Here is a 15,583-nt window from a genome sequence, read left to right as displayed (position 1 = left end):
AGGTAAGAGGAGAGGTAATTATGATCGCAAAAAGTATGGAACCCTTCCTAGCGGGCAGCTCAGTTATCAGAGCTATGTTCGAAGAGGGTAAGAAGATGGCAAAGGTATACGGACCAGAGAATGTTTACGACTTCAGTGTTGGAAACCCTGGACTACACCCACCAAAGGAGTATAGAGAAGCTATCAACTACGTTAACAACGAGATGGATCCGCACCTAGTTCACGGCTACATGCCTAATGCTGGTTTCGAGTCCACTAGAACAGCTGTAGCTGAGAATCTCAATAAGAGATTTGGATCAAACTTTACTTTTGAAAATATCATCATGACAGTTGGAGCAGGTTCTTCGATTAACGTAATCATGAAGACTATCTTTGACCCAGGTGATAAGCAGGTTGTATTTGCTCCATATTTTGTTGAGTATGCAAACTGGGCTAGCAACTACCATGCAGAGACAGTAGTTGTTCCTCCAAATGAAGCAAATGGATTCGAGCCAGATCCAGAGGCACTCAAGAAGGCTCTTGATCCAAAGGTTAAGGTAGTTATTATCAACAACCCTAACAATCCAACAGGAGCAATCTATTCGCGTGAGACTCTCGAGAAAATCGCAGAGGTTCTAAAGGAAGCTGAGAAGGAATATGGACACCCTATCTATATCATCACTGATGAGCCATACAGAGAGCTAGTCTATGTAGACAAGGAAATCGTGTTCATCCCAGATCTATACGACAACACAATCATCGCGTACTCATGGTCGAAGTCGCTTTCAATCCCTGGAGATAGACTTGGATACCTAGCTGTATCTCCAAAGTCTGACAACGTTGAGGAGTTTATGGCTGCAGCAACTGTCGCTAACCGTATTTCAGGAGATACTAATGCTCCTTCAATCATTCAGCTAGCAGTTGAGAGATGCCTGGATGCACAGGTTGATATCCCATATTACAAGAAGAATGCTGAAGATCTGTACAAGATCGTGACAGATGCTGGATTTACAGCAGTTGTTCCTCAGGGCGCTTTCTACCTATGGGTAAAATCACCAGTTGCTGATGAAAAGGAACTAGTAGCTGCTGCTAAGGAGGAGAGAATCCTGGCAGTACCTGGAAGCGCATTCGCTTGCCCTGGATACATCAGACTTTCGTTCTGCATCTCTAATGAGACTATTCAGAGGTCAGCTGAGTCGTTTGCTAAGCTAGGGAAGAAGTATTTCGGTTAAGAATCGATAAGTAATAAGGGCTAATACATGTCTCTAGAGAGGCATGCATTGTAGACTAAAACTTCAGAATTGTGATAAAATAAGCGTGTGAGAATATTTCTCACACGCTTATTGTTTTTATGAAGAGAGGATAAGATGGAGAGGATTGCGAGTTTTAACGTAAACCATGACACCCTTGAGAAGGGAATGTATATATCGAGGATAGATGGAGATATAGTGACCTATGATATTAGGATGAAAAAACCGAACATGGGTGATTATGTTTCAAATGAGGCGCTTCATACATTCGAACATCTATTTGCAACCTACGCGAGGAACAGCGAGATTTCCGATAAAGTCATATACATTGGACCTATGGGATGTAGGACTGGATTCTACCTACTGATGAGAGATACCGCTACCAGGCAGCAAGCGATAGACCTAGCCAGAGAGTCGTTTAAGTTCATATCAGAGTATAAAGGTGAGATTCCGGGCGCAGCAAGGAGCGAATGCGGAAACAGTGAAGAGCACGATCTCGAGGCAGCGAGAGCTGTTGCGATAGATATGGTAGAGGTTCTGAAGGACTGGAATGAGGAGAAACTTGATTATGACTATGAAGGATAAGAGTATAGGTGCGGCCTTCTGCGATGCAGCTGCGGTAATTGGTGGCAATGATAGACTAGGGATAGTCTGTGCTATGGATGTCGAGATGCAGGACCTACTGGAGCAGATGAGGGGCGTTTCGGTTGATGAAATTTACGGCTTTAAATTCTATGAAGGTATACTAGAACAGACTCAAGTGGTGCTAGTGAGATGCGGAATAGGCAAGGTTAACGCAGCGAGAGGCACTCAGCTGATGATAGATAAGTACAGACCAAGCTACATAATCAACAGCGGGGTAGCTGGCGCGCTCAATACAGAGCTAAGGCCAATGGATATCGTTGTTGGGAAGGATTTTATCCAGCACGACTTCGATCTCAGCCCAATCGGTTATGCGAAGGGCTGCCTAGCCACAGGAGATAGATCAAAGCCGACAATCACCCAAGCAGACAGCGATATGGTGAAATTGCTTACTGATGTATCTGAAGCGGTTGCTAGAGAGTATGAGGAGGCCGGCAAGGTGCTTGTGGGCAGAATAGTGAGCGGTGATCAGTTTATCAACAGTCCGGAGGTTAAGGCGGAACTGAGGGACGATTTTGGTGGAGATGCGGCTGAGATGGAGGGAGCAGTTCTAGCATATGTTGCAAGCTGCGCAAATGTGCCTTGTGCAGTGCTAAGAGTAATTTCTGACATGGCAGATGGGACTAACAACGAGTCGTATGATGAATTCGAGAAGAAAGCATCAAAGCTATCTGCAGAGATAATAATAGAGCTGGCCAAACTAGCACCATCAAATCGCTAAACTAGCAATTTCTAACAACATAAATGATGCTTATCGTGCCTATATGACAAGTAAAGTGTATTAAGACCGAGTATAGAAGGTTTAAAGTACTAGTAATACGAGCAGTGACTACTTAAAGTCGCTGCTTTTTATTTTTTGTGATTTGAATGGCAAGAAAGAAAGCAGAAGTGCAGGTACGGAAACAAAAACATAATTTTACAGTTGACAAAGCAAATAGATATGAATATAATCTACTTAGCTACCAAGTAAGTAGTTAATAAAGTGAATCAAAAAAAGATTTACTTTATTAGATGAAGATTTTAACTAGAGAAGAATATCGATTGATGACAATGATTGTTATTGATCTTTTTATGAGAAACTGAAAGGAAGGTTACATCATGGCTAATATTTATACTTCTGCTGATCAGCTAATCGGCAAGACACCACTTCTTGAACTTACAAGAATCGAAGAAGAGCTTGGACTTAAGGCTAGGGTTTTCGCTAAGCTTGAGTATTTTAACCCAGCTGGCTCTGTTAAAGATAGAATCGCAAAGAGAATGATTGAGGATGCAGAGGCTAGTGGCAAGCTTAAGCCTGGTGCAACTATTATCGAACCAACTTCTGGCAATACCGGTATTGGGCTCGCTGCTGTAGCTGCAGCAAAGGGCTATAAAACTATAATAGTTATGCCTGAGACTATGTCTGTAGAGAGAAGACAGCTTATGAAGGCATACGGCGCAGAGCTTGTTCTGACCGAAGGAGCAAAGGGCATGAAGGGAGCTATCGCTAAGGCTGAGGAGATTGCAGCTGAGACAGAGAATAGCTATATCCCAGGACAGTTCGTCAATCCATCTAATCCTGCAGCTCATAGGGATACTACTGGTCCTGAGATCTGGGAAGATACAGATGGAAAGGTTGATTACTTTGTAGCTGGAGTAGGAACTGGTGGTACGGTGACAGGCGTTGGAGAGTATCTGAAGTCTAAGAATGAAGATGTAAAGATTGTTGCTGTTGAGCCTGAGGCATCGCAGACTCTCGCAAAGGGTGAAGCTGCACCTCACAAGATTCAGGGAATTGGCGCGGGATTTGTGCCTGAAACCCTTAACACACATATATATGACGAGATAATTCCTGTTACTAATGAGGATGCTTTTGAGACTGGTAGATTAATAGGACATAAGCAAGGCGTACTGGTTGGAATTTCTTCTGGTGCAGCATTATGGGCTGCTATCGAGCTTGCTAAAAAGTCAGAAAATGAAGGTAAGAATATCGTAGTTCTATTGCCTGATACAGGAGATAGATATCTATCGACACCGCTATTTCAGGAATAATAGCTGATTGACATATCATTAATTATAGAGAAAATTATTATGGAAATGCGGGGCTAGACATTTTTGTCCCGTATTTTTGCGTTTCATGTAAACTTAATGTAAAATGTAATGGATTTAGAAAATAGGAGGAAACTGTGTTAGTCTCAACGAGAGGAAGATATGCCATAAGGGTGATGATTGACCTTGCCGAACATATGAATGGCAAATACATACCTATGAAGGAAATTGCCGATAGACAAGACGTGTCGCTTAAGTATATGACTAAAATCATGCAGGCTCTAACTAAATCAGGTATGCTCGATGGACAGCATGGCAAAGGCGGAGGATACAAGCTCAATAGGGATCCCGAGGAGTATCGCGTCGGCGATATACTTAGGTTAACGGAAGGCACTCTTGCCCCAGTCGCTTGTATAGATGAGACAGACTGCAAGTGCGACAGGTCCTTCGAGTGTCGGACAAGACCGATGTGGAATGAGCTTGACAAGTTGATTAGTGAATATTTAGATGGAATAACTATAGCTGATTTGATGGAGGGGAATACCGCAGATAACTACGTCATCTGATGTAGTGCGGAGCAACGCTTTATATGAACGCGATAATTTGTGATGATAACGCCAGAGAACGTGAGTGGTGCCACAAGGAACTGCTCAAGAATAAAGGCAGCTTTGAAGACGGTTTGGAAGTGCTTGAGTATGAGTCAGGCAACGAACTACTATTTAAGTATCCTGACTTAGAAATAGGGATTGATATCGTATTCCTGGACATCATGATGCCGGGACCAGACGGCATTACTGTAGCAAAGAAGCTACGTGAGATGAACTATGGTGGTGAGATTGTTTTCTTTACAGGTACTATAGACTATGCTGTTAATGGTTATGACTATGAAGCACTCGCATATCTGATAAAAGGAAAGACTTCATCTGAGAGGTTTAGCGAGGTAATAAGTCATTTCCTCATTCGTAAGAGTGAGCGAAGCGGTGAAGTTATCATTCTTAGATGCGCTGGAGAGACAAGAGTAATCAACCTATCGGCAATTAAATATTTCGAGGTGTATAAAAGGCTTACAACAGTGTATTACGGTGATTCGAAATTTAGTTTTTATTCACCTTTAGCTAAACTTAGCGAAGAACTTGAGGGAAAGAACTTCGTTCGTGTACATAGAGCGTATCTTGTCAATGCTGATTATATTTCCAAGAAGACTATGAGAGATGTGACACTTCGCGACGGAACAGTGCTTCCAGCGGGCAGAAACTATATCAAGAAGATAAAAGAAGATTAAAAAGATGTGTAATAATAGGAAATTGAACAAAAATAATACTAGTACGCGACGGCGAGCGGATACTGTAGTGCGCATTTTAGTGATGTGCTTGCTTTTAATGCTTTATAGCATGAATGTTTTCGCACTTGAAGGTGATTCCGATAGGCCTCTGGCGCTTGATGAAAACGGATTGCTAGAGAATCGCGTGGAAGGTGAGACCGTTAATCCTGATGCTTATCTAGAAACATCAGGTGATAGGGCAAACAACAACACGAATAACGAGCATGTAATACATGTGACTAAGAACGGAGTTACCTACACCATTGGGTATGCTCTGAATAGCTCTACTATTTTACCAGAAGAAATAAGTGGTATGGATAGTGACCAAGCTCTGGAATACATTGCCAATAAAAGCATGACTTTCTATACAGACAGAAATGCTACGGTTATACCGGATATAGTGTTTGGCAAGGACTACTTCGTGAGAGTCAATGGGTTGACCCACGTAACTCCGGATACACTACGCGGAAGCTATAGGCTAGAAATTGCCAACAACAGCGGATTTAATAATGCAGCGACGACTACAGTTACCATCGGAAATAGCGGTAATGGCGGAAATGGTGGTAGCGGTGGAAACACTGGTGCAGGCAACGAGGATAGAACAAACACAAATGGACATAGCACTGCTACAAACGTGGTTCAAAGCTTAGCTAGAAGAATATCTTCGGGTACAAAAGTTAGAGGTGCGAACAGAGCTCCGTCAGCAGCAAGAGCAAATCAAGTAAATCAAAATGCTATCTCGGATTCAAGCAATGCTAGTGCAGCAAATAGTGCAAATAATTCTAGTGAATCAAGTCGTTCAAGCGCAAGTGCAGCGGGGCACGGTTCGGGCAGTGCTGGAAGCGGAATAGCTTCAAGCAGAACTGTAGAAACTGTAACAAATGCAGCAACTGCTGGAGCTGGAGCTGGATCAGTTTGGCTCGCAGTCCTTATAATATCCGACATAAAACTGCTTCTGTGGTATAAGAAACTTAAAGAAGCTAAGAGAAAGTAAGCTCTATAAAGAGCGTTTGTAGGAGATAATTAGATGTTACTTAAGATAGCTATATGGGTGATTTTTGCAGTAGCGATAGCCGTCAAAATATATACCAAGAAACGCGTTCAGAATATCGATGGATTCGGTGGCATAACCACTAGGGAAGAAGTTGATAGAGCTAAGCGATGCAGAGTTAGCAAATAGAGGATAGGACACTGAAATACCAGCCGACCATGAATGTGTATCATGGTCGGTTTTTATTTAAAAACATAAGCTGAAATTCGATGAAACTAACCGTTTTTTTGTTGACAAAATAATATGGTTAATGTACACTAATTTAAGTTAAGAAAGCCTAACACGATGTTAGCTAATTTAACTGACAGCGCGGCTTTGTACCGCGTATTTTAATTAGTGGAGGAGGAGATGCAGTATGATTCCAATCACACTTGTTAACCAGGGAGAACTTGTTACAGTCAAAAAGATAACTGGTAGCGATGCTATTAGACAGCACCTCGCAGAACTAGGATTTGTAGTGGATGCGGATGTGATGGTTGTAAGTGCGTTCAACGGAAACGTTATCTTACAGGTTCACGGAGCGAAGATTGCACTCAATGAATCAATGGCAAGACGAATTATGGTATAGCATGGCTATCGATGGATAATTCTTCAGCAAATAAAAGATTTTATTTTTAAGGAGGAGAACAACATGGCAACTCAGATGGGAACTCTTAATAATGTTAGAGTTGGTAAGACTGCTACTATTAAGAAAATCAACGGTGCCGGAGCAGTAAAGCGCAGAATCATGGATATGGGACTCACTAAGGGAACTGATGTCTTTGTGAGAAAAGTTGCGCCTCTTGGTGACCCAATCGAGCTAACTATCAGAGGCTACGAGCTTTCTGTTAGAAAGGCTGATGCGGCTTTGATTGATGTTGAGATAGAAGATTAATCTATGGTGATTGCCGCTTCTATATTTTTTAAGTATCGATTAGTTGAATTGAACTAACTATATATTAAGTACCGTGAAAGGAGTGTACTAACATGTCACTTAAGATCGCCCTCGCGGGTAATCCTAACTGTGGTAAAACCACATTGTTTAATGCTTTGACTGGTTCAGCGCAGTACGTTGGTAACTGGCCAGGTGTAACTGTTGAGAAGAAAGACGGAAAACTACGTGGACATAAGGACGTAATCGTTCAGGACCTTCCTGGAATTTATTCTCTTTCTCCATACACACTAGAAGAAGTTGTTACAAGAAACTATCTAGTCAATGAGAAGCCAGATGCTATCATCAATATCATCGACGGAACTAATCTAGAGAGAAACCTATACCTAACGACGCAGCTGCTCGAGCTCAACATACCTGTTGTAATCGCAGTTAACATGATGGACCTAGTTGAAAAGAACGGAGACACCATCAATCTGGATAAGCTCAGTGAAGAACTAGGATGTGCTGTTCTTCCAATCAGTGCGCTTAAGGGATCTGGCTCCAAGGAGCTAATCAAGAAAGCGCTGGAGGTTGCAGAAGCTCATCAGCCTGGAGAACTTCCACACGTATTCAACGGATCGGTTGAGCACGCAATCGCTCACATTGAAGAATCCATTGAGAAGATTGTAAGTAAGGAAAATCTCAGATGGTATGCAATCAAGCTATTTGAGAGAGATGAGAAGATTGTTGAAGAACTGGCACTTGATGCTGAGCTCAGCAAGCATATCGAAGAGCATATTGCGGACTGTGAAGCAGAGCTTGATGATGATGCTGAGAGTATCGTTATCAACCAGAGATACGCATATATCAATAAGGTAGCGCCTAAGGCTATGACCAAGAAGGCAAACCATGAAAAGCTCTCGACTTCAGATAAGATAGACAGAATAGTTACTAACAGGCTTTTGGCTCTTCCAATCTTCGTGGCAATCATGTACCTAGTGTACTGGCTAGCTATTTCTAAGATTGGTACGCCTCTAACTGACTGGGCTAACGACACACTGTTCGATGGATGGGTTAAACCAGGTGTCAAGACAGGGCTTGAAAGTCTCGGAGCATCTGGATGGGTTGTTTCCCTCGTAGTAGATGGTGTTATAAACGGTGTCGGATCTGTACTCGGATTCACTCCGCAGATGGCATGCGTATTCCTCTGCCTATCAATCCTCGAGGACTGCGGATATATGGCGAGAGTTGCGTTCATCATGGACAGAATCTTTAGAAGATTCGGACTATCTGGTAAGTCGTTCATTCCTTTCCTCATCTCATCTGGATGCGGAGTACCTGGAATCATGGCAACCAGAACTATCGAGAACGAGAAGGATCGTCGTATGACGATGATGACTACCACGGCGATTCCGTGCGGAGCTAAGCTTCCTGTAATCGCTACGATTTCTGCTTACATCTTAGGTAACAAATGGTGGGTAGCACCTCTGATGTACTTCGTTGGAATCGGCATAGTTATCTGTTCTTGTATCATTCTCAAGAAGACTAAGCAGTTCGCTGGAGATCCAGCACCATTCATCATGGAGCTTCCTAATTACCATTTTCCTTCAGTAAAAGGTGTTCTTATCCACGTATGGGAGAGAGTATGGGCATTCATTAAGAAGGCCGGAACAATCCTGTTCCTATGCGTAGTAGTAATGTGGGTTCTCTCAAGCTATGGATTTAGCCACGGTTCATTCGGAGCTGTTGATGCTAAGGACAGCTTGATGGCAGATATCGGTGGTGCAGTTGCATTCATCTTCAAGCCACTTGGATTCGGAACATGGCAGGCAGTTGCAAGTTCGATTTCAGGATTCGTTGCTAAGGAAGGAATCGTTTCCACGATGGGAGTTCTGTCTGGTCTCGGAGCAATCGAAGACTACAACGCTTCGATGAGAACAGCATTCGATGCATTCTTCCCAACCACAATAGCAGCTATTTCATTCTTGATGTTCAACCTGTTTGACTCACCTTGTCTCGCTGCTATATCGACAGTTGCTAAGGAGATGAACAACAGAAATCACTTCTGGTATACGATTATCTTCCAGAACGTTTCTGCATATCTGTTTGCGTTAGTTGTATATCAGCTAGTTGGACTTGCAATTGGTGAGGTTGCATTCGGCGTATGGACAGTAGTAGCAGCAGTAATCGCAATCTTCGTACTGTATCTGCTATTCAGACCAGATCCAAACAAGAAGAGAATGCTAGACGGTTCAGAAGGCGCAAAGTAACCGAATAAAACGAAAGTATAGCTTGAGCGAGTATTATTACTTGCTCAGGCTATGATTATAGGAAGGGTATGAGATGAATTTAGTAGATGTAATTGTACTCTCTCTGGTTGCAGTAATATTCATAGGGGCTGTGAAGGTGCTGATTAGCTTCTTCAAATAAACGTATAAACGTCACAGAGACGAGTTAGAATAAACTTACGGGGAGGTAGAGATATGAACGTAATTGATATAATTGTCGTTGCCGTTGTTGCTGTAATAGCTTTCTTTATCATCAGAGATGTTGTAAAGAAGCGCAAGGCTGGTATCACAAGCTGTGGCTGCGGAAGCGGTTGTAGCGGCTGTTCAGGCTGTAGTGCTCATCCTCATACTGAGGAAGACAAGTAGGGCGCTAGGAAATTTTACCAGCACTTAAGATTAGAATAGGGGGTGCGTGACATGATTAAGACTACCGTTAAGATTGATGGCATGCAGTGCAACATGTGCGAGACGCATGTAAAGGATTTGATTAGAAAAAAGTTTGATGTCAAGAAGATAAAAGCATCTCATGTAAATGGTGATTGTGTTATAGTATCACCTGACGAGATCCCTAGAGAAGAGCTTACTCATGAGCTTGGACAGATGGGATATAAGGTTACTGAAATGGAATCAGAGCCATATGTTAAGAAAGGGCTATTTGGATTTTAGTAGTCTTGGCGACTGGGCATTAGGTTCATGATACCTATGTTAACATTATTGATTATAATTTGTTCTAAAATAGTTGAGGGATGTGTAGGTGCCTATACATCTCTTTTTTTGAAAAACATTATTGACTTTAAATCTATTTAAATAACTAAATTGTCTTGACATGTGATATTAAAATGATATCATCAAATTATACCAGGCGATTAAAATATTTGAATAGAAGGGGGTCACTACAATGACAGAGAAACTCTTAACCAACAAAAAACATGGCATTCCTATGCTGCTTCTACTCGTCGCTCTATACGCATTTGCGGTATTCGGGATAATTAACAGTACGACTAGTGGCAATGTAACTCTTATCGGAATATGTGGTCTATACCTGGTTCTAGGATGGATTCCATTTGCCGGTCTTAAAACCTTGAAGCCTCAGGAGGCATTAGTACTCACGCTTTTCGGAAAGTACTACGGAACTCTAAAAGGTGAAGGGTTTTACTATGTAAATCCATTTTGCACAGCGGTTAACCCTGCGGCTAATACAAGACTTGGTCAGTCGGGTGATATTAAGGGGAAAGGAGCTGCTGTTTCAGGGAGTGTCGACAGTGAGTCGGTTTCAGGCAAGAGAATTTCCCTCAAAATCATGACGTTAAATAACTCGGTGCAGAAGATTAATGATGCAATCGGAAATCCTATCGAGATTGGAATCGCCGTTATGTGGAGAGTGACGGATACGACAAAGGCTGTTTTTAATGTAGATAACTACAAAGAATATCTCTCTCTACAGAGTGACTCAGCACTAAGAAATGTGGTAAGATTATACCCATATGATGTCGCACCTAATATCGATACCACTGGTGATGGTATGGCTGACGAAGGTTCGCTACGTGGTTCAAGTGATGTGGTTGCAGAACGTATCAAGGAGGACATCCAGAAGAGAGTTACTGATGCTGGCATCGAAGTAATCGAAGCTCGTATCACATACCTAGCATATGCTCCAGAAATTGCAGCTGTGATGCTGCAGAGGCAGCAGGCTAGCGCAGTAGTAGATGCGAGAGCGATGATAGTAGATGGAGCTGTGGGTATGGTGAAACTCGCTCTTGAGAAGCTAAGTGATGATGGAATCGTGGATCTCGACGAAGAGCGAAAGGCGGCAATGGTGTCTAACCTCATGGTTGTGCTTTGCGGAAGCCATGATGCTCAGCCAATTGTTAACTCCGGATCATTGTATTAATTAAGTACAGGGGTAAATTGTATTTAAATGCATAAATTGCAGAATATCATGCGGTAATGTATTAATATCATAGAAGGACTAGTAAGAAGAAAAGGCGTACTCAAAACTCATGGCAAATAAAAAACAAATTCCACTCAGAATATCTGACAAGCTATTTCAGGATATCCAGTCCTGGGCTGAAGATGATTTTCGCTCTGTAAACGGACAGATTGAATACCTGCTCTCAGAGTGTGTTCGCCAGAGGCGCAAGAATGGCAAGTATGTCGGTGAGGAGATAGATAAGCCTCTCGATATCGATATTGAGTAAATATAATGGGCGGATGGCTTGTTGCCACCCGCCCATTTACATGATATTAAGATTCTATAGAGTAACTTAAGTGGTTCTGCATATGTAAAATATGGCAAAACGATTAGTACTTCGTATATTCCCAGCCAGCAAACTGTCCCGTGCCTACAAGAGTATCTGCATCTTCATCATAGTTGAAAATCCAGTCGTATGGCTTGTAATTTTCATCAACCGTGTTCTTTTGTATATGAATGGTGACGGTGGTGTTATCTAGCTCCCACTTGCCGGTTAGGTATCCATGAGAACCATTCATGTCTATCGGCATGATGAAGTTACCGTCTGAGCCGAGCTTAAATGGGTATTCGTTTGATCCTGCAATAGTCCAGCGCGCAGCAATTTTAACCTTACGCGCTTCTTCCTCTTCATGCTGCTTTACAGTCTTGAACCTCAGGATCTGTTCTTCGATATCAAGGTATCTATCCTTGAGGGCCTCTTTGGAAGAATCCTCTTTTGCGCCAATCTTGAACTTGTGGATTAACTCTTTTGCAGATTCCTTATCCTCGTCGCTATAAATATCTTTTCTGTACTTCTCGAGTTTCTTGATTAGAGATTTTATCATCTCAGGCTTAGTCTTGACCTTTGAAACTGCCTTGTTAAACTTGCTTACAGTCTTGCTCAAATCCTGTTTCAGTATCTGCTGCTTTAGCTTATCTTTATACTCAGCTTTTATGTCGTTAACAGTGCTAATATCTTCCTTGAAGTATTCGGAAGTACTCATCTTGCTGATTGTATCAAGCGCCTTGGCACGCATCTTATCTACGGAAGGGGTGTAGTTCATCAATCCGAGCAATATCGCAACTGAGGCAAATGATATAATGATGTAATTGATTATGGATTTACGATTAAAAAGTCGTACGTATAATCGCTTCCATACCGAGCTTGTCGAACCCATTTGTAATCTCCCTGCAAGGTGAATTTGGATATTGTATATGCATATATCCAGATGAAATAATCTTATCTGAAATACTGCCTTTTGTAAACGAACAAATTGGGATATTATAAGCATAGGTATGATATAAACGATACGTATGATTAGTCGGAATTGTGACTAATGATAATAATGCTTTGGAGAAAAGAGAGGGAATGAAATGGCTCATCCTATTTATTTGAAGAAATCCGATTGCAAGAATTGCTATAAGTGTGTTCGCCACTGCCCGGTGCAGGCGATTAGATTTTCAGGAAATCTTGCACACGTAATCGCAGATGAATGCATGCTGTGCGGCCAGTGTTACGTTGTCTGTCCGCAAGATGCTCAGAAGATTCTTAGCGATGTCGAGAGAGTGGAGATGCTTCTAGATGGAGATGCGCCAGTATACTTAAGCGTGGATCCTTCATTCGTCGCTTACTATGTGGGAACTGGTATTGAGAAGTTTAATGAGGCAGCTAAAGCGCTCGGCTTCGTCACGGCTGAAGAGGCTGCTAAGTTTGGTGTGGTTGTAAAGCGTGAGTATGAGGCAGTAATAGAAAATGAACGTGAAAGCGTGGTAATTTCCTCGTGCTGTCCATCGGTAAATCTCATGATTCAGAAGCACTACCCAGACCTAATCAAACATCTATCCGATGCGATGTCATATGTGCAGATTCACAGTGCAGATATTAAGTCTCGTGATGAGGATGCTAAGGTGGTATTTGTCGGACCTTGCATCGCACGTAAGGATGAGGCCAACAGGCAGGGGTCGACATTTGATGCGGTGCTCACCTTCGAGGAGTTCGATGAGCTGCTAAGGGACAAGCAGGTTGAAATGAGCGAGGGTATGGACGAGTGCGCAGAGTCCAAAGAGAGGCTGTTTGCTGCGAGCGGTGGAATCTCCAAGTGCATGAACAGCGATGAGCACGGCTATGCATATCTATCGGTAGACGGGGCAAATAAATGCATAGACGTACTCGAAGACATCAAGAACGGTGAAGTTGAAAAATGTTTCATCGAGCTGTGGGCATGTGCCGGCGGCTGCGTTGGTGGTCCATCATTTGAGAAGTATCACAACACACCTGTTAGAAATTATAAAGCTGTCAGTGCTTATGCAGGCGATGAGCACTTTGATGTGGAGCAGCCTGAACTGACTGCGATAACAAGAAATTTCGAGATAATGCAAGGCATGAAGGTTATGCCTAATGAGCATAAGATTCGCGAAATCATGATGCAGATGGGTAAGAGTAAGCCAGGAGATGAGCTCAACTGTGGTATGTGCGGATATGAAACTTGCAGGGAGAAGGCAATTGCCGTGTACCAGAACAAAGCGGAGATTAAGGTGTGCCAGCCACTCCTGGCAAAGAAGTCAGAGAATTTCTCGGACATCATCTTCGACAACACACCTAATGGGCTGCTTGTGCTTAACGAGCGCCTGGAGATTCAGGAGATAAACCCTGCTGCTTGTAAGATTATGAATATCAGAAGAGCGCAGGATGTGCTTGGTGCACAGATTGTTACACTGCTCGAGCCAAAGCCATTTATGGATGTGCTCCAAAGTAAAAAGAGTTCGTTCCAATGCGCATATCTAGCCGAATATGACAGGTATGTGGAACAGAGCATTTTGTATGATAACAACTACCATATGCTGTTCTGCCTGATCGAAGATGTGACTGATGAAGCGAACGAAAGATCCAAGAAGGCTAAGATAAGACAGCAGACCACTGCAATCGCTGATCAGATGGTAGAGAAGCAGATGCGAATAGTTCAGGAAATCGCTTCACTGCTCGGTGAGACTACAGCCGAGACTAAGATTGCACTCACTAAGCTGAAGGATACGATGGAGGATTAGTATGAACGATCTCAGTATAGATATCGGTTACAAGAGTATTAATCACTTCGGCGAACCGCTATGCGGTGATACTGTTGCAGTTGCACAGCAGGCAAACGGCGACAAGATTGTAGTTCTCGCCGATGGTCTTCGAAGCGGAGTAAAGGCGAGTATCCTGTCGACGCTGACTTCAAAGATCATTTCCACGATGATGGCAGAAGGTATGCCGCTAGAGGAGTGTGTACACACCATAGCCGCTACACTTCCGATAAGTTCCGAGTATGACGTTGCTTATTCAACTTTTACGATTATGCATATCAAGGATAACGAAGAGCTTGAGCTTATTCAGTATGAGAATCCAAGGGTGATTCTCATCAGAGATTTTGCTGCGACTGATTACGAGATGGTCGAGCATGTAATCGATGGCAAGAAGATTTACCGCTCTGAGATAAAACTTCAAGAAGATGATATGTTCATCGCTATGAGCGATGGTTGTCCAGGTGCAAATTCAGAGCTTTCGTATAACAAGGAATGGACGGAGGCAGACATAGCTTCATTTATGGAAACCATTGCGCCTGTTGGATATCCGGCCAAGACGCTAGCGACTATCCTCGTCGAGGAGTGCAATAAGCTATATAAAGGAAAGCCGATTGACGATGCGACAGCTTGTATCCTAAGAGTTATAAAGCGTGTACAGGTGAACCTCTTGTTCGGACCTCCCGCAAACCGCGAAGACTGCGACCGCATGATGTCGCTTTTTTTCTCAAAGGCGGGAAAGCATATCATCTGCGGAGGTACGACAGCTTCAATCGCAGCTGACTACCTGGGTAAGCCAATCAAGACTAACAGGGTGAATCCAAACCTAGGTGGACCTCCGATGTCAGAAATCGAGGGAGTGGAGCTTGTAACTGAAGGAATCGTTACAATCGATCACGTAGTAAAGAATGCTCGCGATTACCTTGCAAATGACGAAGGCTTCGCAGAGTGGAGTGTCTCGCATGATGCGGCTTCCCTCGTTAGCCGTACACTGTTTGAAGAGGCAACAGACATCAATTTCTTTGTCGGAAGAGCTGTAAACCCTGCCCATCAGGAGGCGGATATGCCACTCAATTTTAGCGTTAAGATGAATATGATAGAGGAGCTTTCTGCTTCCCTAGAGAAGATGGGGAAGCGCGTAAAGGTGAGCTATTTCTAAA

The 15,583-nt window shown here is 42.9% G+C and carries 18 protein-coding genes; 17 read left to right on the top strand and 1 reads right to left on the bottom strand.

The annotated features are described in order from the left end of the window. The first annotated feature begins 20 nt into the window (after positions 1–20). The 15 genes from Q7O90_RS06315 (at position 21) to Q7O90_RS06245 (ending at position 11,610) form a co-directional block, all read left to right on the top strand. Positions 21–1,211: a pyridoxal phosphate-dependent aminotransferase gene (locus Q7O90_RS06315; RefSeq protein WP_273067446.1), complete on the top strand. Its 1,191-nt coding sequence runs from the start codon at positions 21–23 to the stop codon at positions 1,209–1,211. A gap of 135 nt (positions 1,212–1,346) precedes the next feature. After that, a complete protein-coding gene (locus tag Q7O90_RS06310; RefSeq protein WP_273067444.1) occupies positions 1,347–1,814 on the top strand; it encodes an S-ribosylhomocysteine lyase in 468 nt (155 codons plus the stop codon). Continuing rightward, positions 1,798–2,592 carry a 5'-methylthioadenosine/adenosylhomocysteine nucleosidase gene (locus Q7O90_RS06305; protein ID WP_304128684.1) on the top strand — a complete coding sequence of 265 codons (795 nt, stop codon included), beginning with the start codon at positions 1,798–1,800 and terminating at the stop codon, positions 2,590–2,592. Before Q7O90_RS06310 ends, Q7O90_RS06305 begins: the two co-directional genes overlap by 17 nt. Before the next feature lie 377 nt (positions 2,593–2,969). Continuing rightward, the gene (cysK, locus tag Q7O90_RS06300; RefSeq protein ID WP_304128682.1) at positions 2,970–3,902 is read left to right on the top strand and encodes a cysteine synthase A; all 933 of its coding nucleotides are present in this window, start codon (positions 2,970–2,972) and stop codon (positions 3,900–3,902) included. A 134-nt stretch (positions 3,903–4,036) separates the two neighbouring features. Then, complete coding sequence (locus Q7O90_RS06295; RefSeq protein WP_106056015.1) at positions 4,037–4,465, top strand: RrF2 family transcriptional regulator; 429 nt, start codon at positions 4,037–4,039, stop codon at positions 4,463–4,465. Positions 4,466–4,488: 23 nt separating this feature from the next. Then, positions 4,489–5,181: a LytR/AlgR family response regulator transcription factor gene (locus tag Q7O90_RS06290; protein ID WP_106056017.1), complete on the top strand. Its 693-nt coding sequence runs from the start codon at positions 4,489–4,491 to the stop codon at positions 5,179–5,181. Between the two features lie 97 nt (positions 5,182–5,278). Further along, positions 5,279–6,214: a hypothetical protein gene (locus Q7O90_RS06285; RefSeq protein ID WP_304128679.1), complete on the top strand. Its 936-nt coding sequence runs from the start codon at positions 5,279–5,281 to the stop codon at positions 6,212–6,214. Positions 6,215–6,247: 33 nt separating this feature from the next. After that, positions 6,248–6,400, top strand: a complete 153-nt coding sequence (locus tag Q7O90_RS06280; protein WP_304128676.1) for a hypothetical protein — start codon at positions 6,248–6,250, stop codon at positions 6,398–6,400. Positions 6,401–6,626: 226 nt separating this feature from the next. Further along, the gene (locus tag Q7O90_RS06275; protein ID WP_106056022.1) at positions 6,627–6,839 is read left to right on the top strand and encodes a FeoA family protein; all 213 of its coding nucleotides are present in this window, start codon (positions 6,627–6,629) and stop codon (positions 6,837–6,839) included. A 75-nt stretch (positions 6,840–6,914) separates the two neighbouring features. Continuing rightward, on the top strand, positions 6,915–7,145 hold the full coding sequence (locus tag Q7O90_RS06270; RefSeq protein ID WP_106057967.1) for a FeoA family protein: 231 nt from the start codon (positions 6,915–6,917) through the stop codon (positions 7,143–7,145). A gap of 92 nt (positions 7,146–7,237) precedes the next feature. Next, positions 7,238–9,394, top strand: a complete 2,157-nt coding sequence (gene feoB / locus Q7O90_RS06265) for a ferrous iron transport protein B (protein ID WP_304128674.1) — start codon at positions 7,238–7,240, stop codon at positions 9,392–9,394. Between the two features lie 213 nt (positions 9,395–9,607). Further along, positions 9,608–9,778, top strand: a complete 171-nt coding sequence (locus Q7O90_RS06260) for a FeoB-associated Cys-rich membrane protein (RefSeq protein WP_273280025.1) — start codon at positions 9,608–9,610, stop codon at positions 9,776–9,778. 51 nt (positions 9,779–9,829) lie between these two features. Beyond that, positions 9,830–10,078, top strand: coding sequence for a heavy-metal-associated domain-containing protein (locus Q7O90_RS06255; protein ID WP_304128672.1), 249 nt, complete (start codon positions 9,830–9,832; stop codon positions 10,076–10,078). Between the two features lie 232 nt (positions 10,079–10,310). Beyond that, the gene (locus Q7O90_RS06250; protein WP_304128670.1) at positions 10,311–11,303 is read left to right on the top strand and encodes an SPFH domain-containing protein; all 993 of its coding nucleotides are present in this window, start codon (positions 10,311–10,313) and stop codon (positions 11,301–11,303) included. 109 nt (positions 11,304–11,412) lie between these two features. Beyond that, positions 11,413–11,610: a PTS ascorbate transporter subunit IIC gene (locus tag Q7O90_RS06245; protein WP_106056032.1), complete on the top strand. Its 198-nt coding sequence runs from the start codon at positions 11,413–11,415 to the stop codon at positions 11,608–11,610. 103 nt (positions 11,611–11,713) lie between these two features. Here Q7O90_RS06245 and Q7O90_RS06240 read toward each other — a convergent pair whose 3' ends face one another. Then, on the bottom strand, positions 11,714–12,541 hold the full coding sequence (locus Q7O90_RS06240) for a hypothetical protein (RefSeq protein ID WP_304128668.1): 828 nt from the start codon (positions 12,539–12,541) through the stop codon (positions 11,714–11,716). Between the two features lie 196 nt (positions 12,542–12,737). Between Q7O90_RS06240 and Q7O90_RS06235 the strand changes: the two genes are divergently transcribed. Beyond that, the gene (locus tag Q7O90_RS06235) at positions 12,738–14,408 is read left to right on the top strand and encodes a [Fe-Fe] hydrogenase large subunit C-terminal domain-containing protein (RefSeq protein ID WP_304128666.1); all 1,671 of its coding nucleotides are present in this window, start codon (positions 12,738–12,740) and stop codon (positions 14,406–14,408) included. Between the two features lies 1 nt (position 14,409). Next, on the top strand, positions 14,410–15,582 hold the full coding sequence (locus tag Q7O90_RS06230; protein WP_273280031.1) for a SpoIIE family protein phosphatase: 1,173 nt from the start codon (positions 14,410–14,412) through the stop codon (positions 15,580–15,582). The last annotated feature ends 1 nt before the right edge of the window (position 15,583 follow it).

The organism is Mogibacterium diversum (genome assembly GCF_938028775.1).
In the GTDB taxonomy this organism is placed as follows: Bacteria; Bacillota; Clostridia; order Peptostreptococcales; family Anaerovoracaceae; genus Mogibacterium; species Mogibacterium diversum_A.
This window is presented reverse-complemented; position numbering and strand designations above follow the sequence as displayed.

Bases quoted from the DNA above. Each gene is read 5' to 3' on its own strand.
- Q7O90_RS06315 (WP_273067446.1), top strand. From the start codon at position 21: ATGATCGCAAAAAGTATGGAACCCTTCCTAGCGGGCAGCTCAGTTATC.
- Q7O90_RS06310 (WP_273067444.1), top strand. From the start codon at position 1,347: ATGGAGAGGATTGCGAGTTTTAACGTAAACCATGACACCCTTGAGAAG.
- Q7O90_RS06305 (WP_304128684.1), top strand. From the start codon at position 1,798: ATGACTATGAAGGATAAGAGTATAGGTGCGGCCTTCTGCGATGCAGCT.
- cysK (WP_304128682.1), top strand. From the start codon at position 2,970: ATGGCTAATATTTATACTTCTGCTGATCAGCTAATCGGCAAGACACCA.
- Q7O90_RS06290 (WP_106056017.1), top strand. From the start codon at position 4,489: ATGAACGCGATAATTTGTGATGATAACGCCAGAGAACGTGAGTGGTGC.
- Q7O90_RS06285 (WP_304128679.1), top strand. From the start codon at position 5,279: ATGCTTTATAGCATGAATGTTTTCGCACTTGAAGGTGATTCCGATAGG.
- Q7O90_RS06280 (WP_304128676.1), top strand. From the start codon at position 6,248: ATGTTACTTAAGATAGCTATATGGGTGATTTTTGCAGTAGCGATAGCC.
- Q7O90_RS06275 (WP_106056022.1), top strand. From the start codon at position 6,627: ATGATTCCAATCACACTTGTTAACCAGGGAGAACTTGTTACAGTCAAA.
- Q7O90_RS06270 (WP_106057967.1), top strand. From the start codon at position 6,915: ATGGGAACTCTTAATAATGTTAGAGTTGGTAAGACTGCTACTATTAAG.
- feoB (WP_304128674.1), top strand. From the start codon at position 7,238: ATGTCACTTAAGATCGCCCTCGCGGGTAATCCTAACTGTGGTAAAACC.
- Q7O90_RS06260 (WP_273280025.1), top strand. From the start codon at position 9,608: ATGAACGTAATTGATATAATTGTCGTTGCCGTTGTTGCTGTAATAGCT.
- Q7O90_RS06255 (WP_304128672.1), top strand. From the start codon at position 9,830: ATGATTAAGACTACCGTTAAGATTGATGGCATGCAGTGCAACATGTGC.
- Q7O90_RS06250 (WP_304128670.1), top strand. From the start codon at position 10,311: ATGACAGAGAAACTCTTAACCAACAAAAAACATGGCATTCCTATGCTG.
- Q7O90_RS06245 (WP_106056032.1), top strand. From the start codon at position 11,413: ATGGCAAATAAAAAACAAATTCCACTCAGAATATCTGACAAGCTATTT.
- Q7O90_RS06240 (WP_304128668.1), bottom strand. From the start codon at position 12,541: ATGGGTTCGACAAGCTCGGTATGGAAGCGATTATACGTACGACTTTTT.
- Q7O90_RS06235 (WP_304128666.1), top strand. From the start codon at position 12,738: ATGGCTCATCCTATTTATTTGAAGAAATCCGATTGCAAGAATTGCTAT.
- Q7O90_RS06230 (WP_273280031.1), top strand. From the start codon at position 14,410: ATGAACGATCTCAGTATAGATATCGGTTACAAGAGTATTAATCACTTC.